Source organism: Tardiphaga sp. 37S4 (assembly GCF_021044645.1).
Classification (GTDB): Bacteria; Pseudomonadota; Alphaproteobacteria; order Rhizobiales; family Xanthobacteraceae; genus Tardiphaga; species Tardiphaga robiniae.
This window is the reverse complement of the sequence record NZ_CP088008.1, coordinates 1,128,830-1,155,160: the sequence shown is the minus strand read 5'-3', so window position 1 is coordinate 1,155,160 and position 26,331 is coordinate 1,128,830. Positions and strand designations below refer to the sequence as shown.

Sequence of the window (26,331 nt, the reverse complement as noted above, 5' to 3'; positions counted from 1 at the left end):
TATCATTAAGAATGTCTTAACCAGAACCATTTCATTCGCGCGACCAAGCCAATAGGATGTTTGCGGAAGTAGCGGACAAGCCGAGCGACCGGCAGTCCGAAATTCGTCCCGCGGGGTGCACATGGCCAGTCGCCATGCTGCAGGCGGGAACGAATCGTGGGGACTTCTGTGTCAGTTGCGTAATCAGGGGGCGTGGAACGAGCATGGCAAACAACACCAAAAAGGCCAAGGATCCGACCGAAGTCGCGCTCTCTGCCATCCAGGAAGCACTCAATATCAGCGACCCCGCGCATGTCGATCGCGATCAACCCGCGATCCGTGCCGACAACGCCCCCACCAATCCATCTTCCCCCGTCGACCTCGACGACAACGCCTTCGACGCACGCATCGCCAATGATCGCCCGAGCTTCGAGCCGCAGGACGATCAGCGCTTTGCGCGCCGTCCCGCGAACGATGACCGCGAAACCATCGGCCAGATCCTGCAGGCGCTGCAGAAGAACCGCCCCGCTCGCAACGTCTATACACTCGCCACCCTGTTCGCCGGCTTGTGGATCGTCGGCGCAGGCCTGTTGACCGTTGCGTTCCTGCCGTCGCTGCAGGCCCTGATCGGTCAGGGTTCCGGCGGCACGCTGGCGCTGGCTGGCCTTGCTGCGCTGCTGTTCGCCCCCATTTTGCTGTTTTACTTCCTCGCCAGTCTTGCCTGGCGCGGCCAGGAAATGCGCCTGATCGCCCAGTCGATGGCACAGGTTGCGATCCGCTTCTCCGAGCCCGAAAGCACGGCCAGCGACTCGATGGTCACGGTCGGCCAGGCGATCCGCCGCGAAGTCGCCGCGATGGGCGACGGCGTCGAGCGCGCGATTGCACGTGCCGGCGAACTCGAAACCCTCGTCGCCAATGAAGTTTCCGCGCTCGAGCGCGCTTACTCTGACAATGAAGTCCGCATCCGCGCGCTGCTGCAGGACATCGCGCATCAGCGCGACAACCTGGTCGGTCAGGCCGAGCAGGTTCGCTCCGCCATTTCGGGCGTGCAGATCGATCTCCGCCACGACATCGCACTGATTTCGGACGCCATCGCATCACGCGTCGATGAAGTCGCCAAGAGCATCACCGGCGCCCTCGAAGAGCGCGGCGAACACATCACCCGCGCGCTCGGCAATGCCGGCGACAACATGATCCTCGCGCTCGGCGAGCGTGGCGGCGACCTGCTCGACCGCCTCGAAGAGGCCAGCGCCGAGACCACCCGCGCGGTGCTCGACGCCAGCGAGCGTCTGACGACCAGCCTCAACTTCAAGACCGGCCACGTACACGACGAGTTCGTCGATCTCGCCGACCGCGTCCACGAAATGCTCAACGAGCGTATCGACCGCATCACCAGCGAATTCGAACAGCGTTCGTCCACGATTGTCGATCGCGTGTCGGACCGCACCGAGCAGGTCCACGACTCGCTTAAGAATTCCAGCGATAGCCTGCTGCTCGAACTCGAGCTGCGTAGCGGCGACCTCGTCAGCAAGATCGACGATGCCGGCAACCGCCTGGCCAACCAGATCCTCACGTCAGGCGACAAGGCGGGCGAGTCCCTCGACGCCACCGTCAACGCGCTGGTGGCCAAGGTCGCGAGCCAGACCGAAACCGCGCACGACACCCTCAGCCTGCAGATGAACGCCTTCGACGAACTGGTGAAGGAACAGGGCTCTGAGCTCGCCGAGCGCTTCTCGCGCGACAGCGGCACGCTGGGCGCACTGATCACCAAGCACATCTCGGAATTCGACCGCACCGTGAAGACCTTCGGCGGCGAAGTCGTCGATCGCCTGGGTCAGCGCACGCAGGACATCTCGGAAACGCTGAAGACCTATGTCGATAATTTCGACACCCGCGTTGCGTCCAATGTCGGCGGCATCACGTCGTCGCTCGACACCCGCCTCGCAGAATTCGAGACCAAATTCGAAGGCCGCGTCGTCAATCTCGATGCGTCGCTCGACACCAGGATCAAGTCGTTCGACGAGACCGTCGATGGGCGTCTCAAGAGCCTTGAAGAAACGTTTGACGCTCGGGCGCAGTCGGTCACCGCGACCATCGATACGCGTCTTGAAAACCTCGCATCGACGCTCTCGGAAGGTGCCAATCAGGCCGTCCAGTCGGTAGACGCGCGCCTGACGCATCTGACCACCGCCCTGACCGAAGGCGCGAATCTCGCAGTCAGCTCGGTCGACGGCCGCCTGACCCACCTGACGACCGCGCTCACGGAAGGCGCCGTGCAGGCGATCCACTCGATCGACGACCGCCTTTCCTACTTCACGAGCTCTCTCACGGAAGGCACGACGCAGGCGATCACGGCCATCGACAGCCGCATCAACAACGTCACCGATGCCATCGACAGCCGCAGCACACAGTTCGCTGATACCATCACTGCGCGCTTCCAGACGATCCACGAAGGCATGGAAGGTCGTATCGGCATCGTCGCCGGCGGCATCGAAACCCGCGTCGAACAGTTCGAGGAGCTGCTCGGCTCGCGCATTGAGGCTGTTGCCGGCCGTATTGAAACGTCCGGCCGCACGGCCAGCGACTCGCTCATGGCCCGCGCCGAAGAACTCTCGATCGGCATCAAGACCAATGTCGAGGACGCCGAGCGTTCGCTCACGCATCTCATGGTCAATACGAGCGAGACCATTCAGGCCGGCGCCCGCGCCGCGCAGGAATCCCTCGTGTCGGTCTCGACCGATGTCGGCGCGCAGCTCAAGCTGACGGCGTCCGATATCGAGAACTCGCTGACCGCTGTCGGCACCACTGCCGCCACGGCCATCGTCAACAGTGCCCGCGATGCGCAGGCCACGCTGGTCAATGCGTCTTCGGAAGCCTCGCTACAGGTGAAGTCACTGTCGGCCGATGTCGAGCGCACCCTCACCGCGGCCGGCTCCGCCACCGCAGCCTCGATGCTCTCAGGTGCCCGCGACGCCCAGTCGACCCTGGTCGCCACCTCCTCGGAAGTGGCTACCCAGATCCAGTCGCTCTCAGCCGATATCGAACGCACGCTCACTGCCGCCGGCACGGCGACGGCCGACTCGGTCCTGTCCGGCGCCCGCGCCGCGCAGAGCACGCTGGTCGCCGCATCGACCGACGCCTCGCAGCAGGTCCGCACCCTTGCGGCCGACGTGGAGCGCACGCTGATCGCCGCCGGCACCGCCAGCGCGGACTCGATCCTGGCCAGCACGCGCAACGTCCAGTCCTCGCTGATCGACGCCTCGACCGAAGCGTCGAACCACGTCCGCAACCTCGCGGCCGACATGGAGCGCAGCCTGACCACCGCCGGCACGGCAACTGCTGAGTCGATCGTCGCCGGCGCCCGCGAAGCCCAGAGCACGCTGGTCACCGCGTCTTCCGAGGCATCAAGCCATGTGAAGTCGCTCTCGATCGACGTGCAGCGCACGCTCACCGCGGTCGGTGCCGATACGGCGGCTGCGATTCTCTCGAGCGCTCGCGAAGTGCAAACCTCGCTGGCAACCTCCTCGGCGGATGCCGCGAACCAGATCAAGGTGATCTCCGCCGACATCGAGCGTTCGCTCTCGAACGTCACTGCCAACACCACCGACAACATCCAGACCAGTGCGCAGAATGCGCACAACTCGCTGGTCGCCGCCTCGAACGAGATCACCACCAAGATCAAGACCACCTCGTCGGAGATCGAGCGGTCGGTGTTCGCCGCTTCGGGCAGCTTCGGCACCACGATGACCGGCAAGACGGACGAAATCGTCACCTATGTGCAGCAGCAGACCGACCGTCTGTCGCAGATGGTCGACGCCAAGCGCGGTTCGCTGGTCGATGCGCTGGGCGCCAAGGCCAATCAGCTCACGGTCGATATCGATCGCGTCACCGCCGACGCGCTCAAGGCGATCGAGAGCCGCGGCCAGACCTTCTCGCAGACCATGGTCACCAACAGCACGGACGTGGCTCGCGCGATCACCACGGCTGGCGAACTCGCCACCGGTGCGGTCAACAAGTCGCTGAAGGATCTCGAGCAGAGCTCGCGCACCGCCATCGAGCAGTCGCGTCAGGTCTCGATCACTGCGGTCACGGAGATGCAGGAAACCAGCAAGATCCTGCGCACCGATACCGTGGCGCTGTTCGAACGCCTGCGTGAAGGCAACATCCTGCTGCAGGAAGTCCTCACCGGCGCCCACGACAATCTCAACTCGCTGGAGCGCGCTCTGGTCACCCGCGTGGCGGACTTCGTGTCCACCATGAACGACGTGACGTCGCGCAACGGCCTGGCTACCCAGACGCTGGAAGAACAGCTCACCGTGTTCACCTCCAAGACCTCCAAGGCCCTGGAAGATCTCGGCTCACTCTCGGGCCAGTTCGAAACCCATGGCCATGCCCTCGTGGATGCCGCGGCTCTGGTCGAACAGAGCAACCGCACCACGATGTCGTCGGTCGGCGAACGCAAGGCGGCGCTGGAATCGCTGGTCACCACCATCGATCTGCGCACCACCGATCTCGATCAGCGCCTCACCCGCTTCACCGGCCTGCTCGATGAATCGCTGGCAGCCGCCGAAGAACGGGCCCGTGACATCGCCCGCGTCGTCGCGGAGACCGCAGGTCAGGGCTCGGCAGCGATCAGCCGGCAGTTCGAAGCCGTCCGCACCGCGGCGGAAGAAGAACGCCGCGCGACAACGCAAGCCATGAGCGAAATCTACCAGCAGGGCACGCAGGAAGCCGATGCCATGTTCAAGCAGTCGGCCGACAAGTTCTCGTCGATGGTCGCCAGCATGAAGCAGATGGCTGCCGAAATGCACAACGAGCTCGAGAGCACCCGCACCGAACTGCGCCGTGGCGTTCTCGACATGCCGCAGGAAGCCGCCGAGAGCACTGCGCAGATGCGCAAGGTGATCGTCGACCAGATCGAGGCGCTCGCCGAGCTCAACCGCATCGTCGCCCGCCACGGCCGCGGCCTTGACGTGGTCTCGACCAGCCGCACCACCAGCGTGCAGCGTGACGAGGAGCCGGCGATGGCGATCGCCAGCAGCCGTAGTGAAGCGCGCCACGAGGCTCCGCGTCCGGCCCCGCGCCGCGAGGAGCCGCCTGCCCGTAGCGCAACGAACTTGCCGATGCCCGATATCGGTGGCCCTGCGCCGCGTCGCACCGAAGCGCCGTCGGTCGCTCCGGCCAACTCCGACCAGGGCCGTGACGGCTGGCTGTCGGATCTGCTCGGCCGCGCCGATCACGTCGAGGAAGATCGCACGCCGCCGCGCCGCGCACCGGCTCCGCAGCAGCCTGCAGCCTCGGCCAATCCGCTGGAGTCGCTGTCGCTCGATATCGGCCGCCTGATGGATCGGACACTGGCTGCCGAAATGTGGGATCGCTATCAGCGCGGCGAGAGCAAGGCCTTCAGCAAGCGGCTCTATACGCCCGCCGGCCAGAAGGCTTTCGATGAGGTCGCCCGCAAGTATCGGTCGGACCGCAACTTCAAGGGCACGGTGGATCGCTACATCACCGAATTCGAACGCCTGCTTGACGAAGTCGCCCGCGATGAACGCGGCCCGGCAGCGCTGCGCAGCCATCTGACCTCGGAAACGGGTCTGGTCTACACCCTGCTCGCTCATGCAGCGGGTCGGCTGGGCTAAGCAAGATTAAATACGAACGCGAAAAGCGGAGGCAGCGATGCCTCCGCTTTTTTGTTGGGCCTGCTGTTGTGCCGGAGCGCTAGACGCGGGGCCAGGCCGGTGCCGTCATCACGCGGGATCCTTGTCGTGAATGTTGACGCCGAACGGCAAGGACACCCAGGCATGCCGCCGGCAATGATAGACGGAGATCTCCGGAGGCGGAAAATCCGGATCGGCAAAGCAGCCGACCGCCACCGCTACGGAACGCGCTTCATATCCTTCTTCGGTATGGAAGAGATTGGTGCCGCAGACGGGGCAGAACCGGAATCGGAAGCGCGCTCCCTGATCTCCCGTGCGGACATACTCGGTCGCGATGCCGCTCACATGGTAATCTGGCCCGAAGCCCGCGAGCGCGGCAAAGACGCTGCCGGTCCGACGCTGGCAGGCGAAACAGTGGCATATACCGACGCCCCTCGGCTCGCCTTCGAGCACGATGGACAGCTGACCGCACGAACAGGACGCAGTTCTCGACATGACGGAGCTCCTCGATGCAGCGGTCTGCTGGATCACGGGCCGTGACAGTTACCTTATGCGAACCCGATGCGTTGAGTGAAGCTGCGCGTCTCGCCCACCGCGATATGCATCACGCCCGGCTTGTCGGCGAACTCGCCGTCAAAATCCACCGGGCTGGCATAGCCGTACCACGGTTCGATGCAGAGGAATGCAGCGCCGGATGGTTTCGACCAGATACCAAGTTCGCGAAAGCCTTCCCAGGCGAAGGTGATCGTCGGTCCGCCAGGCGCGCTATAGCTCAGCGACCTGCTGGCGAGATGATCGAAGATCATAGCATCCTTGACGAACAGCGATTCGGACAGCGCCAGTGCGCCGCCCTGCACCGGCGACGGTTCCGCCTCCCTCAGCAACAGTCCACCCTCGAGCCGTCTGATCGGCGCCGGTTCAGCATCGGAGAAGATGATCGTATGCGTGCGCTTGTCGGCGCCGTCCGTCAGCGGCCAGTGAAATGCCGGATGCGCGCCGATCGAGGCCGGTAGCATCTCGTCGCCAGTGTTGGTGACGGCATAACCGATCACCAGTTCATCGCCCTCGATCACATAGGTGACGTCAAGCCGAAACGCGAACGGATATTTCGCCCGGCTGGCGTCATTGTCCGCCAGCGACAGCGCACAGGACGCAGGTCCCTGCCCTGTCCAGCTGAAGCGCTGGTCGCGCGCAAAACCGTGTTGGGTCATTGCATAGACCTGGCCGCGATGGCGCAGCACATCGTCCTTTAGCTTACCGATAATCGGAAACAGCAGCGGCGCGTGGCGAGGCCATTCCTCACCAGCCTGCCAGAGCACCTCATGCCCATGCGCATCCTTCAATGAGCAGAGTTCGGCGCCATCGGCCTTGATCGTCGCCGTGACGCGGCCATTGCTGATGGTGAAGCTATCTTGGGTCTCCATCAGCGCTCTCCCTGTATATTCAGACTGGTGTCTATTGAGCCTGCTGGCGACGACGCGGCGGAGCGACAGATGCCGGAGGCGCCGCCGGTGCGGGCGCAGCCGCGGGTGTGCCGCTGCTGGCGCCAAACAACAGGCGCGTCGGGTTGCGGTCAAGATTGTTCACCGCACGGCTGATATCGGCGAGGGTACGGCGGCCATCGAGCATCAATGCGCCGGAACGCTTGTCGAGGTTCTCGGTCAGCTCATGGAACGACTTCACGGCCGCAGTCAGCTCACCGCCGTCCTTGCCCCCCGCGAGCGCATCAAGGCCGAGCAGGATATTGTCGGTTCGCGCAACAACGCTGTCGGCCTTGCCCATGACACCATCGGCTTTGCCCATCACGCTGTCGATCTTCAGCATGATGCCGTCGATTACTTCCGAATTTTTCGCCAGCGTCGCCGTGAAGGTTTCGACATTCTTCATGGCGCCCTTGAGAGTATCCTGATTGTCGGCGACCAGACGATTGACGTTGTTCAGCGTTGCCCGGATCGATTCAGAGATATCCCGCAACAGCTCCGGATCGGCCGTCAGGACCGGCACGCCGTCGGTGTCCAGCGGGACCGCGGGCGCAGCTTCATCGCCGCCCTTCAGCGCGATCGCCGCTACACCCGTGAGCCCCTGAAATTCCAGACCGACCTGCGTGTCCTTGCGAATGGGCGCGATGTTCTCGACCATCGCCAGCGCAACGACGCGCTTGGGATTGTCGAGCTTCACAGAGACGACCTCGCCGACCCTGATACCATTGAAGTTGACATTGCCGCCGTTGCGCAGGCCCGACGCCGCGCCTTCGAAAATGATGCGCAGCGGCGTGCGCTGCGTGGTCGAATGCAGATTCTGGAACCACAACACGAAGCCGAACGCTGCGGCGATCACCGCCAGCGTGAAAATTCCGATCAGGACGAAGTTCGCCCGCGTTTCCATCAAACCAACTCCAGTACAACTAGCCGATAACAGCGCGTGCGCGCTTGCCGTGGAAATATTCCCGAAGCCAGGGATGCTGCGAGGCCAGCATGTCGGCCATCGTTCCCTGCGCGATGATCTTGCCATTACCGAGAACGGCGATCCGGTCGCAGGCTGTATGCAGGCTGTCGAGATCATGAGTTACCATGAAAACGGTCAGCCCCAAAGTTCGCTGCAGCGTGCGCACCAATTCGTCGAAATCGCCAGCGCCGATCGGATCGAGACCCGATGTTGGCTCGTCCAGGAACACGATCTCCGGATCGAGCGCGAGCGCCCGCGCCAGCGCCACGCGCTTGATCATGCCGCCCGAGAGTTCCGACGGATAGCGATCGGCGACCTCCGGCTTGAGACCAACCATGGTAAGCTTGGCCATGGTGATCTCGTCGAGCAGACGTTCCGAGACCTTGAGATATTCGCGCACCGGAAACTGGATGTTCTGTCGCACGTTGAGCGACGAGAACAGCGCCCCGTGTTGAAACAGGATACCCCAACGCCGCTCGACTTCGCGGCGTTCCTTGTCGCCGCTGTCGAGATCGGTGCCGAACACTTCGATCGTGCCGGAGACCTTTGGGACGAGGCCAATGATCGTGCGCATCAGCACGGACTTGCCGGCGCCGGACGCGCCGACGAAACCGAGGATTTCGCCGCGCGCCACGTTCAGGTTGAGGCCGTCGAGCACCCGACGGCTGCCGAATGCCACGGTAAGATCGCGCACGCTGATGATCGCATCGGCAGAGGTGGAGGCGGCAGCCGTCGGCGTCTCAGTAATGGGCATCGCAGTCGTCGAGGTCATGGCCGTCAGATCCCGATCGTTGCGAAGAAGATCGCGAATACGCCATCCATCACGATCACAAAGAAGATCCCCTTCACCACGGACGAGGTTGTGTGCTGCCCCAGCGACTCCGCGCTGCCCTGCACGGCAAGGCCTTCGACGCAGGCCACGATGCCGATCACCATGGCCATCACAGGCGCTTTCACCATGCCGACGATGAAGTGGTTGATCGAAATCGCCTCGCGCAGCCGCGACAGGAATGACGATGGATCGACGCCCCCATAGAGCCAGGCGACCAGACCGCCGCCATAGAGCGCAGCCATAGCGCCGAGAAATGCGAGAATGGGCAGCGCCAGCACCAGCGCCACCATGCGCGGCAGGATCAGAACTTCGATGGCATCGAAACCCATAGTGCGGAGCGCATCGATCTCCTCGCGCATCTTCATGGAGCCGAGTTCGGCGGTATAGGCGCTGCCGGAGCGCCCGGCGACCATGATCGCCACCAAGAGCACGCCAAGCTCGCGCAGCACCAGCACGCCGAGCATGTCGACCACGAAGACGTCGGCGCCAAAGCGGCGGAAATGGAACAGGCCCTGCTGGGCAACGATACAGCCGATCAGGAACGTAATCAGGACCACGATCGGTACTGCGTTCCAGCACACCTGCTCCAGGTGATGCACCACCGAGGTGAGCCGGAATTTCGACGGATGCCGCCAGACGCGGAACCAGGCCGCGATCACGGCACCGATCATATCGACCAGCGCGACGAGGGTTTCCCCGATGCCATAGATATTGCGACCGATGCCATCGAGCACGGCAGTCAGGGCGCTACCGCTTGCCGGTAACGGGACCGCGGGCTTCACGCGGCGGACCTCGTCGACCAGGGTCGCGTAATTCGCCGAAAGGCCCGCGATCTGCGCCTCGTGGCCGCCATTGGTCAGCGCCCGACGCAACCGCTCGATCAGCCAGGCGCCGAATGTGTCCAGCTTGGAGACCTGCGACACGTCGATGAAGATGTTGGGGCGGCTACCGGTCAGCTTTTCGGCCTCGCCGACGAGTTTTTCGAGCGCGGGGGCAAAACGCGCCGTCCACGACCCAGCCGCGCACAGCGCCAAGCCGTCGCCTTTCGCGATCTGTTCCAAGGTCGGGCCGCTCAAAACAGGCTCCCGCGGGCGTTCAGTCTGTGCATGAACAAAGTATTAACACGCCCAAATACGTTTCTGAGAAGCCAAGTGAAGCCAACACGTTGCTATGGTTAATATAGCCTTAATCCGCCCTGTCAGACACCGGCATTGCGTCGCAAACAAGTTCACGGCGATCACGTAAACTTATAGACACGTCATTACCCGCCGTTGCCGGCACAGCCCGAAAGACGCCGCATTGTCCGCATCCGACGCTGCCCCCGCCCTAATGACCGCCCGGATCGAGCAATGGCCGATCGCTGGCGCCTTCACCATCAGCCGCGGCGCCAAGACCGAGGCCGTCGTCGTGGTCGCCGAGATCAGCCGCGGCGGCGTAACCGGCCGCGGCGAATGCGTGCCCTATGCGCGCTATGGCGAGACCCCTGAGGCTACGCTGGCGGCCATTCTGGCGATGCAGGACCGATTTGCCGCAGGCCTCGGCCGTGACGCCTTGCAATCGGCCATGCCTGCCGGTGCCGCCCGTAACGCCGTGGATTGCGCCCTGCTCGATCTTGAAGCCAAGAGCCAGGGCCAGCGCGTCTGGGACTTGCTGCAGCGGCCGGCTCCCCGCGCCTGCACCACCGCCTATACGATCTCGCTTGGTACGCCCGAGGCGATGGCCTCCGCCACCGCAAAGGCCGCCTACCGACCGTTGCTGAAGATCAAGCTCGGCAGTGATGACGACATCAGCCGCATCGCGGCCGTGCGCCAGGCTGCACCGGAATCCGAATTGATCGTCGATGCCAATGAGGCGTGGACACCGGACAACCTGAAAGCCAATCTCGACGCCTGCCATAACGCCGGCGTCACGTTGATCGAGCAGCCGTTGCCGGCAGGCAAGGATGACGCGCTGATGCATGTGCATCGGCCGATCATGGTCTGCGCCGACGAGAGCGTGCATGGCCTCGCTTCGCTCGAGGCGCTGCGCGGGCGCTATGATGCGATCAATATCAAGCTCGACAAGGCCGGTGGCCTGACCGAAGCGCTGGCGATGGCCGATGCCGCGCGCGCCATGAATCTCGACATCATGGTCGGTTGCATGGTGGCGACGTCGCTGGCGATGGCGCCCGCGATGCTGATTGCGCAATATGCACGCTTCGTCGATCTCGATGGCCCGCTATTGCTCGCCGGGGATCGCGACGGCGGTTTGCGCTATGACGAAAGCACGGTCTATCCGCCCGACGCGGCACTCTGGGGCTGATCGCCCGCAACGCCCGGCGGCTGCCCGGCGCGATGCCGGCCGAACCATATGACGGTCGCCCCGGCAAGGCCAAGCACGGCCATCACGTAGTAAACGCCCTCGCCGTAACGCGCATAGATCGCGCCTGACAGAACTGCCATGCTGCTCATCACGAGGCCGGTGCAGGCGGTGACGTAGCCCTGCGCCCGCGCCATCACATGCGGCGGCACGTGATGCAGCAACAGGCCCACTGTGCCGAGTTGCGTCAGACCGTAGGTCGCGCCGTGCAGCAATTGCACGACCACGAGAATCGGGAGCGGAAGCGTTTGCGCGGTCAGCGTCCAGCGCAGCAATGCGCCAAGGCCACCAAGGATGACCATGGTCGCAGGTGCTAATGTCAGGCGCGGCGACACCGCGAACAGGACAATCTCGGCGAGCACGCCGAGCGTCCATAGACCAGCGATGGTGAGGCCGTCGAGGCCGGACGCCTGCCAGGTGATCGACGCGAAGGTGTAATAGCCGGCATGGCTGCCCTGGATCAGTGCGGCGGACATCGCGATGGCGAGAAAGCCGGGATCGCGTAGCAGTGCGCTTGCCTTCGAGAGCACCGTGCCGTCGCCTGTCGGCGCGCCCAATGGCTGCAGACCAAGGCTGACGACAGCCGACAGCACCATCGCTGCAACAATCACCCAGATCAGATGCTCGCCATCGAGCCAGTTGACCACCAGACCGCAGGCAAGCGCACCAACCACGAAAGCCGCCGAGCCCCACAGCCGTAGCGGACCGTAACTGAAGCCGAAGCGCACCACACCTTTCAGCGCATAGCCATCGGTCAGCGCCGTGAGCGGCGTCCAGACCACTGCCGTCAGCGCGAACACCAGGAGCACGCCGAGCGGTTCGCGTAGCATGCCCACTGTCGCAAAGCCGATCATGGTGAGGAAGGCACAGACAATCATCGTCTGGCGCAGAGCATGACGGCGCTCTGCGAAAGCGGTGATGAACGGCAGCGTGGTGAAGCGCGTCATCGACGGCACAGCAAGGATGGCGCCGATCCAGGTCGGGTCGATACCGATCGCCTTCAGCCAGACGGGGAAGAACGGCAGATAGAAGCCGCTGGAGCCGAACACCGTGCCGTAGAACATCGCCAGCCGCTGCGCGAATTTGCGGCGGATTTGCGGGGCGCTATGGGTGGCAGATTCGGCTATCATGAGGTGAACTGCGATTCGCCACGGGATCGTGGAGATGGTTACATACCGCGCATCCCTGTGCGCGCCACGAGTTATCATGATGGCCGAAGAAGCATTTGCCCTGTCGCCGATCTCCGCCCGCCCCACCCTGCCGGGCGAGGCAGACTATGACGCGATCCGCGAAGCCTTCATGGAGACCGCGCGCGGCCGCTGGTTTCTCGCCGAATATGCCAAGCGCAACCGCACGGCCGATACCAGCCTGGTGCTCGAAGCCGTCACGCGGCTGGAAGCCAATCTCGCCGCCCAGAAGCAGGCGCCGGCGCTCAGCCTGATCGCCGCGCTCGGCGCGATCCGTTCTGCCGTCCGTCAGGCCAAGGCCAGCGCCATAGAGGCGATGCCGCGCGTCGACGCCGACGAGGTTTTGACCGGCGCCCGTAACGGCACCCGCATCATCCGCGAGATCGCCTGGACGCTGCGTGAATGCGGCGCCGACACGCGGATCTGCGATCTGCTCGACACGCAGGTCAAGGCTATCGAGGCCGGCCAGCAGGCTCTCAATGGTAATGGCCGTGAGGATGTGCTGGCGAGCTACGACTTGCTGATGCAGCGGGTCGAGCAGATGGTCGATGGCAGCGCGGCGACGACTGCGCAGGCCGAACCGACTCCGGCTGCCGAAAAGGTCGAGCCCGTTGTCGCCGAAGCACGCGAAGCATCCGTGACGCCGTTGTTCAAGTCGCAGGCGAGCGAAGTACTCGCTGAAACGGTCACGATCTCAAGCGTCGAACCGCCGCGCGCCGCTGTACAGCCGGCCCCCGCAGAGACGGTTGCCGCAGAGACCGTCGCTGAAACGGCCGCCCCCATCGCAGAAGCTACCGTGGAGCTCGCCGCGACGATGGCCGAGGCCTCCTTGGCTATCGCCGCAGACGATGTCCCGCAGGCGTCTGAAACGGCGGGGATTGCAGAGGACGAACATGACCTCGCCGTGCTCGATATGGTCGCCGCCGAGATGGGCGCGCTCGATCTGAGCGAGCCCGACGTTATTGAGCCTCAGCTTGCCGAGCCTCAATACCTTGAGCCTGAGGTGATGCAGGTTGAAGCTGTCGCTGTTCAGCCAGCCGAGCCCGAAGCCCTCAATCCCGATCTGATGACGCTCGCGCAGATCGCCGAGGTTGCACTGGCACCCGAGCCGCCGCAGCCAGATCTGGTACCTCAGGTGGAAGCCGCCGCGCCATCACTCGGCGCAGCGCTGATTGCTGGCGGCGTGATCGCGGATCCGAACGCGCCGGCATCGGACCCGCTGGCTCCGATCCGCAAGATGACGCAGGCCGAGAAGATCGCGTTCTTCTCGTAAGCGCTTCAGCTCAGGCGTTGATGATCCTGGCGTAGAGATCCGCATCAACATTGCCGCCGGACAAAACGATCACCACCGTCTTGCCGCGCGCGTCGAAACGCCCGTGCATCAGCGCAGCCAGCGCCACGGCGCCGCCGGGCTCGACCACCAGCTTCAAATCGCGGAACGCAAAACCCATCGCCTTGCGGACTTCGTCGTCGGTGGCCGTGACGCCCCCCGACAGCAGATGCTGATTGACGGCGAAGGTGATTTCGCCGGGCGTCAGAGCCATCAGCGCGTCGCAGATCGTGCGGCTGGAATTGCTGTGGGCGACACGTTTGCCGGCGCGCAAAGAGAGCCCATGGTCGTCAAAGCCTGCGGGTTCAGCGACTATGATCGAGGTCTCGGGGAATCGCGCCTTCACGGCCGTGGCAATGCCGCCGATCAGGCCGCCGCCGGACGCCTGCGCAGATACGATGTCCGGCACGGTGCCCAAGGCGGCCATGTCTTCGGCGATCTCGCGGCCGACAGTGCCCTGCCCGGCCATCACGAACGGATCATCATAGGGCGGCACGACCGTGGCGCCGCTCTTGCCGGCGATGTCGCGAGCGATGGCTTCGCGGTCTTCCTTGTCGCGATCATAGAGCACGACCTCGGCGCCATAACCCCTGGTGCGCTCGACCTTCGACACCGGCGCATCGGACGGCATCACGATGGTCGCCTTCATGCCGAGGATCTGCGCTGCAGCGGCTACGCCCTGCGCATGATTGCCGGACGAGAATGCGACGACGCCCCTGCCGCGCTCACCCTCGGGGATCGAGGAAATCTTGTTGAAGGCGCCGCGAAACTTGAACGAGCCGGTTCGCTGCAGCACTTCGGGCTTCAAGAACACTTTCGCGCCGGTCAGCGCATCGAGCGCAGGCGACCGGAGCAACGGCGTTCGCGCTGCATAAGGGGCGATGACGCGCGCGGCGGCATCGATATCGGCGGATGTGATCGGCAATGGGGTGTTTGTCATGCGCGCATTTTATCGCGCGGCACAACCAGCGGGCAAGCTATACCAATCGCAGATCAAGCAGCAAAACGCGGATGCTTCGCTGCGGACGGTGCACGGGCGGCGATTTCGGCCCGCACATGGCTGATATTGTTGACGAAAGCGCGTGCCGACGCTTCCCAGGTGTGACCGGCAGCAAACTTGAGACAATCCTGCGGCGAAATCTCGAGCGCCTTGAGACAGGCTTGCCGCAAGTCATCCGACAACACACCGACCGGCGACGCGCCGATCACGTCCTTCGGACCCGTTACCGGGAACGCTGCCACCGGCACGCCACTCGCCAGCGCCTCGAGCAGGACGAGACCATAGGTGTCGGTCTTGCTCGGAAACACGAAGACATCGGCTGAGGCATAGGCAACGGCCAGAGCCTCGCCCTGCAACGCGCCCGTGAACAACGCCTCGGGATATTTCGCTTCGAGCGCGGTACGCGCCGGGCCGTCGCCGACCACAACCTTGGTGCCGGGCAGGTCGAGATCGAGGAAGGCTTCGAGGTTCTTCTCGACGGCGACGCGACCGACCGAGAGGAAAATGGGCTTCGGCTTGCCGAGATCGACCTGGCGCGGATGAAACAGATTGGCGTCGACGCCGCGCGGCCACAGCACGACATTGCGGAAGCCGCGGTCACGTAGCTCGCTCGCCAGTGCCGGCGTAGCCGCCATCACCGCGGAGCTCGCGCCATGGAAGCGGCGTAGGCCGGCCCAGACCCAGGATTCCGGAATCGGAAAACGTGCCGAGATGTATTCGGGAAAGCGCGTGTGGAAACTGGTGGTGAAGGGAATGCTCCGGCGGCGGCAATAGGCACGCACCGAAAATCCGATCGGGCCTTCGGTCGCGATGTGGATGTTGTCGGGCTTCGCCTCGTCGATCAGTTGCGCGATCTTGCGGCGGCTCGGGATCGCGACGCGCAAATCAGCGTAACTCGGCAGCCCGACCGTACGAAACGATTCCGGCGTGAGAAAACTCACATCGACACCAAAGCCCTTCGCCGCCTCCGCCATCATCGTCAGCGTGCGCACGACGCCGTTGACTTGGGGATGCCAGGCATCGGTAGCGACGAGAATGCGCATCAGGCCGCCATCCTTCACGCCGCCTTGGCCGGTGCGAGCGCCTGCACCGGCATGCCGCGGCGGACCGGATCGGTCCAGGTAATGATCTCGAAGCGGCCATCCTCGTGTTCGACCAGCGCCGTACAGCTTTCGACCCAGTCGCCGCAATTCATGTAACGGATGCCGTGCTCGTCACGGATCGTCGCGTAGTGGATATGACCGCAGATCACGCCATCAGCGCCGTGACGCCGTGCCTCGCCGGCCAGCGTCTCTTCGAACGCGCCGATATAGTTGACGGCGTTCTTCACCTTCATCTTGGCCCATTTCGACAGCGACCAGTAAGGGAAGCCGAACAATTTGCGCAGCGCATTGACCAGACGGTTCATCTGGATCGCGAAATCATAGGCCTTGTCGCCCAGATGGGCGAGCCAGCGCGCGTTCTGCACCACGAGGTCGAAAATGTCGCCATGGATGACGAGGTATTTCTTGCCGTCCGCGCCTTCATGCGTCGCGGTCTCGACGACCTCGATACCGCCGAAATGCGTGCCGTAATAGCTGCGCAGGAACTCGTCGTGATTGCCAGGAATGTAAACGACCTTGGCGCCCTTGCGCACCTTGCGCAGCATCTTCTGGACGAAGTCGTTATGAGACTGCGGCCAGTGCCAGCCGGATTTCAGCGCCCAGCCATCGACGATGTCGCCAACGAGATAGATGGTATCGGCATCATGGGTACGGAGGAAGTCCAGCAGCCGGTCAGCCTGCGATCCGCGGGCGCCAAGGTGGACGTCGGAGATAAACAAGGTGCGAAAGCGCTTTTCGTTGCCTTCACTCATCACGTCTCTTTCCATGTCGAGCAGCTAACTGATTTGCATGACACGGCGATGACGATTTACGCCGCCAGCGCCGCCGCGGTTCGCTCAAAAGTAACCAATGTGTAGATGCCGAACGGCGCCACCTTGCGGCGTTCGATGAGGATCGATTCAGCATTCGCTTGCGACCACGCCTGCAGCCGCGCGAACGGGAATTCCGGGCGCAGACCGAGGGAACGGGTCTTCACCGCGGCCCAGCGCTCGACCGCGGCTGCCAGACCAGTCTCCGAATACAGATGATTGACGAGAATGATGCGGCCGCCCGGCTTCACCACGCGGTGGCATTCCGACAGCACCTGCTCGGGATTTTCGACCAGCGTAATAACGAACTGCGCCACGACGCAGTCGAAACTGGCGTCGGCAAAGGTCATCGCATGAGCGTCCATCTCCTGGACATCCTTCACCCATGGATAGCGGCCGGTTGCCATCTTGGCGCGCGCCTTGGCGAGCATGGGCGCGCTCAGATCGATACCGGTGATCTCGGTTGTCGCATCATAGTCATCGAATGACAGGCCGGTGCCGACGCCGACTTCGAGCACCTTGCCGCCCACGGCACGCGCCGCTTCCGCCGCCGCACGACGGCCTTTCAGCATCACCGGACCGCACACCGCATCATAGATCGGAGCCCAGCGCGCATAGGCCGTTTCAACAATGGATTTTTCGAGATCCAGCGTCGTCATCGAAGGTTCCGTCCAGCGTGTCCAGAAGAATCGGACAACCCATTTGCTGTTCGGCTGATATCAAGCCGGGATGACAGATCGACGACAGAGTGTCGCAGGAACAAGTATCTGAGTGCTGTGGACACACCCTGTGTCACCCATCCTGAGAAGCTCGCTCCTGGGAGGCTCGAAGGATGAGGCTATGGGTGCCTCGGCGCATCCAGGGCCCTAAGACGTTGACGGCGATGGCTAAGAACCATGCCACCCGCAGAACCATTCGTATTTATTAACAGCCACTAAAGGTTTTCCACGCAGGATTCGACGATGGGCACGCTCAGAATCATCCTCGCGATTTCCGTTGCATTCGCGCATTTCGGGCTGCCTTTCGGCATTCTCACCAGCGATATCGCCGTACAGAGCTTCTTTGTTATTTCTGGGTTCTATATGGCCCTGGTGCTGAACGAGAAATACGCGCCTGGTTCCTATCGGCTGTTCATCTCCAACCGCCTGCTGCGCCTGTTTCCGGCATACCTGCTCGTGCTGGCTCTGTCTCTCGTCGTGACCGGGCACTGGAAGCAACTGATGTCTCTGGACCCGTTTGGCGCCGCATATTTCGTCGTCTCCCAATTAGTGATCATTGGTCAGGAGACGTATTTTTTTCTGGTCGTTCGAGATGGTGGGCTGGCGCTCGCCTTGCAGCCGGCCGGTGTACCCGACCTGCTCTACACATTCGCCCCGATTCCGCAGGCATGGACTCTGGCACTGGAGATCTACTTCTATCTGCTCGCGCCGTTGCTGGTGAGACGAGGACCGATCGCGATTGCCTCAGTTATCGCTGCAAGCCTTGTCTTCCGGATGGGAGTTCAATGGCTATTCGGCTTCAGTGGAGACCCGTGGTCCTATCGCATATTTCCTTCCGAGATGGCGTTGTTCTGCACGGGAGCGCTAGGCTACCAAGTATACGCATCCAGAGATGACAGCAGGCGAGCGCGCCTGAATGGATTGCTCGTACTGGCTTCGGCGCTGATATTCGTTTGCCTCACGATCAACAAGTCGAAAGGATTCGAGACGCTGCCGTCGATCCTGTTCCTCGCCATTGTGATCGTCGCAGTTCCCAGACTGTTCGAGCTAAGCAAGAACATAGGATGGGACAGATACCTCGGCGAGCTGTCCTATCCAATCTATATCTGCCATTTTCTATTTGGATGGATATTGCTGCCGGAGACGCTTCTAGCGTCCTATGGCGCGCTATTCCTCACCGTGACGACGTCGATACTGATCTATCATCTTGTCGATCAGCCGATCGATCGCTGGCGACAAAAGCGCTTTGCCCGAATTCAACGCAAGGTGAGCGAGCGCGGCCCATTAAGCAGCCGCGTAACGGTGCGACCGATTTAATAGAACGCGTAGAAATGCTGCACCGGGCCGGTCCCGTAGCCGCCCTTGATCAGCACAGCCTTGCAGCCGAGCCCGAGCGCTTCGCGGACGTGCGTCTCTCCGGCTTCGGCATCAAGCTTCAAGACGGGTCGCTAGATCGCAGAGCCGCTACAGCGCCTGGATCGCGAATCCGGCGCTGACGCGCGCGGAATTTGCAAGACGAAGCCCTTCCTGAACGCGTTCGACACGCCTGGCCGCCTTTTCGCGGCGCCTTGAGCGAAAATAACGCTGCTCTGACGCCCGACTGACGTCGGCACGACGTCGACAGGCTTCAATGGCTGTCACGCAGCGATGTGCCGGGATATCCCGGTCGCAAAAATCGGAGCACCACCATGCGCGCCTACGCACAGTTTGTATCAGGCGACGATCATCTGCGTCTCGGTGCGATCTTCAGCCTGCCTGCCACGTGGCGTCAGCGAGCCCGTTTCAGGGCAGAGTTGCACGCGGATATCAGAGACAGGCCCGATTTTCTCCACGATATCGGCATCGGCCTGCACGAAGCGCATGCCGAAGCGTCACGGTTTTTTTGGGAGCCTTGGCTACTGAAGCGCCGCTAGTCCAAAATCATACGTTGCTGCGGCGGACCTGCGCTCGACCAAGAGCATAACATTCGTCTTTCCAACAACGGTTGATCGGACGATGTAACGCTCATACTGCGCCGATCTCTCAACAACGCTTCTGTAGCGCCCAACTAACGCCGGTGATGACGTCGACAGGCTTCAATGGGTGTCACGCGAGTCCTGCGGCCGCACATTCGGATCGCAAGGGTCTTTACCAGATAGCTACCGATTTCGGACCGATGCAATTCCAATAATTGCGATCGCGATTGCTTCGCATTCCGCGGAGCACTTGAGAGGCCCGCCAGGGCAAATACGTAACCAGGCAAGGGGTGCGCATGCAGATGGTTGGCAGGCTATTGTCCGCACTTGGCGGACAAGGACCAGCGCTTTTGGTGATCTCGCTTTGTGCAGGGCTCTTGATCCAACCTTTCGCTCATTTCGGCTACGATCTTTTGCCGTTCTCGGCATTTCTCCTGACACTAGGCTCGTTTCTCACAGCCGGTCTCGCGCCATCCGAAGCCAGGATTCGTCTGCCTCTGATGGCCCTGGTGGTTGCCTGGGTTGGCCTGGCGCTTCCGCTGGCCGCTGCGGTTCTACTGTCCTTCCTTCCGCTTGATCCTGCGCTGCGGGCCGGTGTTCTGCTTTCTCTCCTGGCGCCGCCGGTCGGAAGCGCGGCCGCGATCGCTGGAATGCTTGGTCTGCGAACACGTCTCGCTTTACTCGTATCCATCGCACTCACCCTCCTCACGCCGATTTCAATTCCGTGTTTTGCCACAGTGCTCGGACTTGGAATTGAATTCGACATGGGCGCGCTGGCTATCCGATTGTTCAGCATCATCGGCGCTGCAGGCTTGGTTGCCTTTCTGGCAATACGGTTTCGCCGCAATCTGATGCCCGTTCTGCCCGACCAACACGCTGCCACCGGGGTCGCCGTTATCGGACTCATCATCGTCGGACTGGCAACCTCGCAGGGCATACGGACCCACTGGATCAGCAATCCGCTAGGTTTCGACGTCATGCTCGCCGCGGCGGTCGTCTCCAACTTCGGACTGTGCGTACTCGCAACTTTGACATTCGCGAGAATGGGGTTACAGACCGCTGGAACGATAGGCCTCGTGAGCGGAAACCGTAATGTCACTCTCGTGTGGGCAGCGGCCAGCTTTGGTCTGCCATCTCTCGCGGAGGGTTATGTCGCTGCGTGCGTCATCCCTGTCCTCGCGCTCCCTCTCATCGTCAAGCTTTGCCTCAAACTACCCTCCTTCAGCCGTCTCCTCCCGCAAAACTGATGACCAAGAGGCGACAGCCCCCGATCAGCACTCGTACGGGGGGCCAAATCCCGCGTAAACAGACACAGACATTGTATTTCGCTGGGAAACGCGCTGGGCCATAGATACGATCTATGGCCCATAGGGGACGGCACATTGGACAAACTCACACTGAACGATCCGCTATTCGCTACCTACGTCATTGCTGCGAGCCTGACGATCCTCAAGGCTGCGGCGATGTCGTGGCTGACTGTAGTCCGTATGGTCGACGTCAAAGGCGGCTACCGTTCACCCGAGGATATCAAGAAGACGCCCATGAACCCCGCGCCCGACCCGGCGCAACTCTTGCCCAACGAGCGCGTCGAGCGGATTCGCCGGATCCAAATGAACGACCTCGAGAGCCTGCCCTACTTCCTGGTCGCGGGTTTGCTCTACATTCTCACGCAACCGTCCCTGCTGCTCGCCCAATGGCTGCTATACGGTTACGTCGCCTCACGTCTGCTTCACTTCATCGCCTATCTCACCGGACAGATTCATGAGATACGCGCGACCTTCTGGACTGTGGGCTCGCTCATCCTGATCTTCATGACCGTCCGTACGTTGATATCTGCAGTCGGCGCGTGAAGTTCAAGCCGTAACGCCGGCTTCGCGCTGGGCCGATAGGTAACGTTCAAGATCGTCGTCCTGCTTGAAAAAGCGCATGGCACGAAGCTCTGCGATAGTTGTCTTTTGCACGGCATCGCGCTGGCGCGTCACGTCGCGGGCCTCTTCCAATCGCCTGGCGGCTACAAGATTGGCTACCAGCATGCGATGGCCCGTACCGTTGGCCGGATTTTGCTGGATCGAGTTGCGCGCCCACAAGACACCATCCTCAGGGCGCCCGAGCGCAAAGCATGATGCAGCCAGGCCCGTCATCCAAAAATGGAGCATATTGTCGTAGGGGCTGAGGGCGATCGACCGGTGAAGGCATGTGACAGCATGCTCATAGTCGCCCCCCATGCTGTCGATCATTCCAAGAATGCCCCAGGCGAAGGCGGAGCTTGGATTGAGGCGCACAGCTTCCTTGCAGTGGATGCGCCCCTGATCGTTGTTGCCGACCGGACCAAACAATGTGAAGCCATAGACCGCATGGGCGAAAGCATCTGCGCCATCTTGCTCGACGGCACGGCGCGCCAAGACGAGGGCTTCGACCAACGTTTCCGGCAACGCCGCCGCCCCCAGAGGCGACGCCATGACAAGTGCCCAAGCAAGGGACGCCAGCGTGGCTGGGCGCAGCTGATCGCGGTTGAGAGACTGTCGCAACAATACGATCGCCCTCGTGATCCCGTCACGGGTTCCGTTCCATAGATGGGGAAGCGCTCGCAGGTAGATGTCGTAAGCCGAAAGATCAGAGAGCGGCTTGCGCCTTGCGCGCTCGACCTCGGCGCTCCGCACGGCCGGATCAATCACTGCAGCGACGCTCGCGCTGATGTCATCCTGCAGATCGAAAACATCGACGATGGCGCGATCGTAGCGATCAGACCAGACCTGAACCTCATCGCGGGCATGGGTCAGTTCGGCCGATACACGAATGCGGTTGCCCGCTTTGCGGATGTTGCCGCTCAGGACGTATTGAACACCGAGTTGTTGCGCGATTTGCCGGCTGGTCAGCCTTCTATCCTTGAAGGCGAAGCTCGATCCGCGTGCGATGACCACGAATTCGCGAAAGCGCGACAAAGCGGTGATGATGTCCTCGGTGACACCGTCAGCGAAGTATTCCTGCTCCGGGTCGTCGCTCATGTTCCGAAACGGCAGAACCACGATGGATGGTTGATCCGCGACCATCATCAGAGCGGGCGCAAGTGGAGTCGATATCTCGATCTCACTGACAGCCGTCGATTCGATCAGTGTCTGGGCTCTGCGTAGTTCGGCAACGAGCGCTCTGGTTGCCTCGTCCGGCTCTGTGTTGAGCTCTCGCTTCAGAAGCGTAACGACCTCTTGATAGTATTTGAGCGCTTCAGCTTTACGCCCAGTTGCAGACAGAGCTTGCATGATCAGCCGGTGCGCATCCTCACGCATGTTGTTCAGTGCGCTGGCACGGTGCCCGGCCTTCAATGCGTGATCGGCGCGACCGGCGACCAGTTCTTTTTCGCCGAGCCCGACCATCGCAGTCAGAGCCAGCTCCTGAAATCGCTGGCGTTCGCCAGCCAGCCAATCGCTCCAGCCTTCTTCGCTAACACCGATGTCATCGACGAAGCGCCCTCGATAGAGATCCGCTGCCTCACCCAGCGCATCGCGGCCGCCTTCCCGCACCAAGGCCTCGAACCGGCTGATATCGCACAGGATCACCGTCGTATTCAGCGATACGAACTCGCCATCGCTCTTGAGAGCATCCCGACCCAGAATTTGACGTAGCTTGAACAGTGACTGACGGAGGTTCTGCCTTGCTTGCGCGTCGAAATAAGACCCCCAGAACAGTGTCGACAGTTTTTCGCGCGGCTGAGGCTCCGGTGCCGTGCAAGCCAGATAAGCAAGCAATCCCGAGAGCTTCTTGTTTGGCAAGCCGACCGCGCCGTTCGGCCCGGTGAGCACGACGCGTCCCAAAAGCGAAAGATTAAATTTTGGGCACACTGTCGGCTACTTCCAAGTTTTGAACAAATGCGTCCTCTGAATATACATTTAACTCAGATTGGCAACTTTGCGAGCAGTATTAACGCAGCGATGACGGCTGACTAACGCCGGTGAGACGGCGGCGGGTTCAAGTCAAAATGCGACGAGATGCGAATGGCATTCGGCGCAGAGCAACTTCACCCGGAAGCCGTCATGCGCACGCGTCACATCATTGCAGTCGTCGCTACCCTGACCGTGATCCTCGCCGGAGTTGATGTGGCGCTGACTTCCCTGGCTGCTCCGAAAGCCAGGGCGGCTTCGCACGCCACGCCTCCCGTCTCACCCCTCCTTTTCGGAGGCGACTGATCTCGGTTCGATTTCGAAGTAGCCATCAAGCAGGAGGTCGCATTGACCAATACCGCGCAACTACGAGCGCGATCGTATGCCTTTCTCTCAACCGACGACGAACGACGAGTCGTCGCGAGATGGAGAACTGGAGTGATCGCGTTCTATGGCTCGATTTTGTTGATTGCTTTGGCTGCAACGAGCCAAAGGCCCCAAGCCGATCAGCCTGACCTCGCTTCCGATGATTTCGTCACATACCACATGTCGAGCTTGCCGCTACCGTAGGCGAACAAAGCCAACGCCGCGGTAGCATCGCTGCCAATGCCAGCAAGCACAGCGAAGTTTCAATGCAAATCTTAAGAGTGTCAGGCGATCGAGCGGTCAGCAAGCTCACCTGCATCATCCCGTGAAGCATCAGGAAAAGAGCGATGAAGACCGACTTTCCGGCACCATCTCCAACACCTGTGCGGGCTTCGATGATCGTCAGCGCACTTCATGAATCCCGTCGTCGACAGGCAATCAACGTCATTCATCGCTACCAGCATCTCATCTCCGACCGCATCGAAACCAATCCTGGCAAGCCCATTCCATCGCGGGACACGCGCGTTCGTCAGATACAGAACAGTGAAGGGAAAAGAAACGTGAGGCGACTGAGCGAAACACACCTGATCATCCTAATCCTTATCGGCTTCGGCATTGTGCACGTGATTGGCGGCGCCCTGCTGGCACGGGCGGCGCCCGAGCATAGTCGCCCTGTGAATATAGCAGCCTGGGGCGACTGATCGCGGCAGGCGAAGACGGCATCAATCATCAATGGATGGCAACAATCGTGAGGCTGACATGACTGCAATCGCGAGCGCGATGTCCCGCGCGATTCGTTCGATCACCGGTGCCGATGTGCTCAAGCATTTTCTGTTTTTCTGCGGAGCCGGAATTCTGGTGTTCGTGCTCTCGCTCACTTACGGCCTGGATCTGAGTCCGGGACTTTTCTGATCCGCGCCTCGGTTGCGCAAACTGAAGCGTCCAATTCCCCGCAGGCCATATCCGCATGAGGTCACTACGTGAACGCTCTGATCGCCACCTATATCGCATGGATCGTCGCCCAAACCGGCTTCGCCCCTCCGGCTCACCCGCCAATCCATTTCGCGACGTCAGCAGAAATGGCTGCGCTAAGTGGTGCGCCGGAAAATAGCGGGCTCGAATTTCAAGCCCTCTACAGCCGCGAACAAGGCACGATCTACCTTCCCCACGAATGGCAACCGGTCAATTTGCGGCAGAAGAGCGCGCTGCTGCATGAGCTCGTGCATCACGTGCAACGAGCCAACAACGTCGAAGCTCCGTGTGTGGCAGCCCACGAACGCCAGGCCTATGACCTTCAGATGACATGGCTCCGCGAACAGGGAGTCGAGGATCCCTACGGCCTCGTCGGCACGAATGAGCTCACAATCTACATGGTAAGCGTCTGTCGCGACGGTTCGTAATCGGCACGCGACGTTCGTCATATGCCATAAGATGCAACGGGCTCGTGCGCGGACCGATGCTCAGGCGATTGGAGCGCGCCGAGGTTGGTTTGAGCCGATCTTGATACGCCTAATAGAATGCGTGGAAGTGGTGCACCGGGCCGTGGCCGTGCCCGACCGTAAACCGATCAGCGGCGCCGATCGCCGCTGTGACATACGCTTTCGCTGAACGCACCGCGGCTTCAAGCGTCTCGCCTTTGGCAAGCCCTGCGGCGATCGCTGACGATAGCGTGCAGCCTGTACCGTGCGTGTTCTTCGTCGCCACGCGCGGCGCAGGCAATGCGATGGCGCGATCGGCGGTGATAAAATAGTCGGTGCTCTCCGGGCCGGTCCCGTGGCCGCCCTTGATCAGCACAGCCTTGCAGCCAAGCGCAAGCAGCCGCTTGCCCTGCGCCTCGATGGCCGCATCGCCCTCTGCCATCGGCTCATCCAGCAGCGCGGCTGCCTCTGGCAGGTTTGGCGTGATGATCTGGGCCAATGGGATCAACGTGCTGCGTAGCGCTTCGATGGCCTCCGGCGCCAGCAGGCGATCGCCTGACGTGGCCACCATCACGGGATCGAGCACCACATGTTTCGGCTGCCATGTCGCGAGGCCCGCAGCGATGGCCTCGATCACATCACGCTGCGCGACCATGCCGACCTTCACCGCGCCGACCGCGAGATCGACGAACACGGCATTGATCTGCTCGCTCACGAACTCTGCAGGCACCTGATGGATGCCGGTGACGCCCTTGGTGTTCTGCGCGGTCAGCGCGGCGATCACCGAGGCGCCGTAGACGCCCAGCGCCGCGAAGGTCTTGAGGTCGGCCTGGATGCCGGCGCCGCCTGAGGAATCCGACCCGGCAATGGTCAGGGCAATGGGTGTGGGCATCGGAAAAACTCGCGCGAGATCAAGGGATAAGCGGGCACCTCAGTCCTAGCCCTCTATTGCCGGACCGACAAGGTGGCGACATGCTGGCGGCTTGCGCCGCCCCCTGTTTTGGGCTTGATGATCTCTAAAATCGCCCGTTTCCGGAGAATCCCGATGGTCCCCTTCTTTGTCCAGTTCAAGTGCAAGCTTGGCCAGTCCTACGCCGTCGCCAACGCGCTGGCCGAAGCCGAAATCGCCTCGGAGATCTATTCCACCGCCGGGCATTACGACCTGCTGGTGAAGTTCTACGTCGATAACGCCACCGACATCGGCCATTTCGTGAACGAGAAGGTGCAGACCATCCCGGGCATCCAGGACACGCATACGATCATCACGTTCAAGGCGTTTTGAGAAACGCACCGGCCGT

General features: G+C 62.0%; 25 protein-coding genes. 12 read left to right on the top strand and 13 right to left on the bottom strand.

Going from position 1 to position 26,331, the window contains the following annotated elements:
- Nucleotides 1-203: 203 nt before the first annotated feature.
- Complete coding sequence (locus LPB73_RS05450) at nt 204-5,618, top strand: hypothetical protein (RefSeq protein WP_231079878.1); 5,415 nt, start codon at nt 204-206, stop codon at nt 5,616-5,618.
- A gap of 108 nt (nt 5,619-5,726) precedes the next feature.
- Here LPB73_RS05450 and LPB73_RS05445 read toward each other — a convergent pair whose 3' ends face one another.
- Genes LPB73_RS05445 through LPB73_RS05425 form a run of 5 tightly spaced genes read right to left on the bottom strand, consistent with a single transcriptional unit; the run spans nt 5,727 to nt 9,989 of the window.
- On the bottom strand, nt 5,727-6,131 hold the full coding sequence (locus tag LPB73_RS05445; RefSeq protein WP_374725731.1) for a GFA family protein: 405 nt from the start codon (nt 6,129-6,131) through the stop codon (nt 5,727-5,729).
- A gap of 53 nt (nt 6,132-6,184) precedes the next feature.
- Nucleotides 6,185-7,060 carry an aldose 1-epimerase family protein gene (locus LPB73_RS05440; RefSeq protein ID WP_231079876.1) on the bottom strand — a complete coding sequence of 292 codons (876 nt, stop codon included), beginning with the start codon at nt 7,058-7,060 and terminating at the stop codon, nt 6,185-6,187.
- A 31-nt stretch (nt 7,061-7,091) separates the two neighbouring features.
- Complete coding sequence (locus LPB73_RS05435; RefSeq protein WP_120291412.1) at nt 7,092-8,021, bottom strand: MlaD family protein; 930 nt, start codon at nt 8,019-8,021, stop codon at nt 7,092-7,094.
- 19 nt (nt 8,022-8,040) lie between these two features.
- Nucleotides 8,041-8,835: an ABC transporter ATP-binding protein gene (locus tag LPB73_RS05430; protein WP_175366653.1), complete on the bottom strand. Its 795-nt coding sequence runs from the start codon at nt 8,833-8,835 to the stop codon at nt 8,041-8,043.
- A 23-nt stretch (nt 8,836-8,858) separates the two neighbouring features.
- Nucleotides 8,859-9,989 (bottom strand): ABC transporter permease, encoded by a 1,131-nt coding sequence (locus LPB73_RS05425; RefSeq protein ID WP_089265213.1) that lies wholly within the window; start codon nt 9,987-9,989, stop codon nt 8,859-8,861.
- Between the two features lie 253 nt (nt 9,990-10,242).
- Here LPB73_RS05425 and dgcA point away from each other — a divergent pair, with 253 nt between their 5' ends.
- Nucleotides 10,243-11,214, top strand: coding sequence for an N-acetyl-D-Glu racemase DgcA (dgcA, locus tag LPB73_RS05420; protein WP_231081076.1), 972 nt, complete (start codon nt 10,243-10,245; stop codon nt 11,212-11,214).
- Here the strand turns inward: dgcA and LPB73_RS05415 are convergent.
- Nucleotides 11,184-12,401 carry an MFS transporter gene (locus LPB73_RS05415; RefSeq protein WP_231079875.1) on the bottom strand — a complete coding sequence of 406 codons (1,218 nt, stop codon included), beginning with the start codon at nt 12,399-12,401 and terminating at the stop codon, nt 11,184-11,186. The genes dgcA and LPB73_RS05415 overlap by 31 nt on opposite strands.
- Before the next feature lie 76 nt (nt 12,402-12,477).
- On the opposite strand from LPB73_RS05415, the gene LPB73_RS05410 reads away from it, so the two are divergent.
- Complete coding sequence (locus LPB73_RS05410) at nt 12,478-13,731, top strand: hypothetical protein (RefSeq protein ID WP_231079873.1); 1,254 nt, start codon at nt 12,478-12,480, stop codon at nt 13,729-13,731.
- Between the two features lie 10 nt (nt 13,732-13,741).
- Here LPB73_RS05410 and LPB73_RS05405 read toward each other — a convergent pair whose 3' ends face one another.
- From LPB73_RS05405 to LPB73_RS05390, 4 genes are read right to left on the bottom strand one after another with little or no spacing between them, the layout of a single operon-like run.
- A complete protein-coding gene (locus LPB73_RS05405) occupies nt 13,742-14,728 on the bottom strand; it encodes a threonine ammonia-lyase (protein ID WP_231079871.1) in 987 nt (328 codons plus the stop codon).
- Nucleotides 14,729-14,781: 53 nt separating this feature from the next.
- Nucleotides 14,782-15,831 carry a glycosyltransferase family 4 protein gene (locus tag LPB73_RS05400; RefSeq protein WP_305801700.1) on the bottom strand — a complete coding sequence of 350 codons (1,050 nt, stop codon included), beginning with the start codon at nt 15,829-15,831 and terminating at the stop codon, nt 14,782-14,784.
- A 14-nt stretch (nt 15,832-15,845) separates the two neighbouring features.
- Entirely contained in the window at nt 15,846-16,643 is a 798-nt protein-coding gene (locus tag LPB73_RS05395) for a UDP-2,3-diacylglucosamine diphosphatase (protein ID WP_374725715.1), read from the bottom strand.
- Nucleotides 16,644-16,699: 56 nt separating this feature from the next.
- A complete protein-coding gene (locus LPB73_RS05390) occupies nt 16,700-17,359 on the bottom strand; it encodes a class I SAM-dependent methyltransferase (protein ID WP_231079870.1) in 660 nt (219 codons plus the stop codon).
- 303 nt (nt 17,360-17,662) lie between these two features.
- On the opposite strand from LPB73_RS05390, the gene LPB73_RS05385 reads away from it, so the two are divergent.
- Nucleotides 17,663-18,736, top strand: coding sequence for an acyltransferase family protein (locus LPB73_RS05385; protein WP_231079868.1), 1,074 nt, complete (start codon nt 17,663-17,665; stop codon nt 18,734-18,736).
- Here the strand turns inward: LPB73_RS05385 and LPB73_RS29105 are convergent.
- Entirely contained in the window at nt 18,733-18,858 is a 126-nt protein-coding gene (locus LPB73_RS29105; protein WP_256461263.1) for a hypothetical protein, read from the bottom strand. The genes LPB73_RS05385 and LPB73_RS29105 overlap by 4 nt on opposite strands.
- 249 nt (nt 18,859-19,107) lie before the next feature.
- Here LPB73_RS29105 and LPB73_RS05380 point away from each other — a divergent pair, with 249 nt between their 5' ends.
- From LPB73_RS05380 to LPB73_RS05370, 3 genes are all read left to right on the top strand, one after another.
- The gene (locus LPB73_RS05380) at nt 19,108-19,332 is read left to right on the top strand and encodes a DUF1127 domain-containing protein (protein ID WP_231079867.1); all 225 of its coding nucleotides are present in this window, start codon (nt 19,108-19,110) and stop codon (nt 19,330-19,332) included.
- Between the two features lie 338 nt (nt 19,333-19,670).
- Entirely contained in the window at nt 19,671-20,621 is a 951-nt protein-coding gene (locus LPB73_RS05375; protein WP_231079866.1) for a hypothetical protein, read from the top strand.
- Nucleotides 20,622-20,756: 135 nt separating this feature from the next.
- The gene (locus LPB73_RS05370; RefSeq protein WP_231079865.1) at nt 20,757-21,224 is read left to right on the top strand and encodes an MAPEG family protein; all 468 of its coding nucleotides are present in this window, start codon (nt 20,757-20,759) and stop codon (nt 21,222-21,224) included.
- A 3-nt stretch (nt 21,225-21,227) separates the two neighbouring features.
- Here LPB73_RS05370 and LPB73_RS05365 read toward each other — a convergent pair whose 3' ends face one another.
- Entirely contained in the window at nt 21,228-23,171 is a 1,944-nt protein-coding gene (locus LPB73_RS05365) for a BTAD domain-containing putative transcriptional regulator (protein WP_231079864.1), read from the bottom strand.
- A 192-nt stretch (nt 23,172-23,363) separates the two neighbouring features.
- Here LPB73_RS05365 and LPB73_RS05360 point away from each other — a divergent pair, with 192 nt between their 5' ends.
- From LPB73_RS05360 to LPB73_RS05345, 4 genes are all read left to right on the top strand, one after another.
- Nucleotides 23,364-23,555, top strand: coding sequence for a hypothetical protein (locus LPB73_RS05360; protein ID WP_120291429.1), 192 nt, complete (start codon nt 23,364-23,366; stop codon nt 23,553-23,555).
- Between the two features lie 407 nt (nt 23,556-23,962).
- Nucleotides 23,963-24,316, top strand: coding sequence for a hypothetical protein (locus LPB73_RS05355; protein WP_231079863.1), 354 nt, complete (start codon nt 23,963-23,965; stop codon nt 24,314-24,316).
- Nucleotides 24,317-24,374: 58 nt separating this feature from the next.
- A complete protein-coding gene (locus tag LPB73_RS05350) occupies nt 24,375-24,527 on the top strand; it encodes a hypothetical protein (RefSeq protein WP_158596836.1) in 153 nt (50 codons plus the stop codon).
- A gap of 68 nt (nt 24,528-24,595) precedes the next feature.
- The gene (locus LPB73_RS05345; RefSeq protein ID WP_231079862.1) at nt 24,596-25,015 is read left to right on the top strand and encodes a DUF6647 family protein; all 420 of its coding nucleotides are present in this window, start codon (nt 24,596-24,598) and stop codon (nt 25,013-25,015) included.
- A 109-nt stretch (nt 25,016-25,124) separates the two neighbouring features.
- Here LPB73_RS05345 and thiD read toward each other — a convergent pair whose 3' ends face one another.
- The gene (gene thiD / locus LPB73_RS05340) at nt 25,125-25,925 is read right to left on the bottom strand and encodes a bifunctional hydroxymethylpyrimidine kinase/phosphomethylpyrimidine kinase (protein ID WP_231079861.1); all 801 of its coding nucleotides are present in this window, start codon (nt 25,923-25,925) and stop codon (nt 25,125-25,127) included.
- Nucleotides 25,926-26,078: 153 nt separating this feature from the next.
- Between thiD and LPB73_RS05335 the strand changes: the two genes are divergently transcribed.
- The gene (locus LPB73_RS05335) at nt 26,079-26,315 is read left to right on the top strand and encodes an Lrp/AsnC ligand binding domain-containing protein (protein ID WP_068735543.1); all 237 of its coding nucleotides are present in this window, start codon (nt 26,079-26,081) and stop codon (nt 26,313-26,315) included.
- The last annotated feature ends 16 nt before the right edge of the window (nt 26,316-26,331 follow it).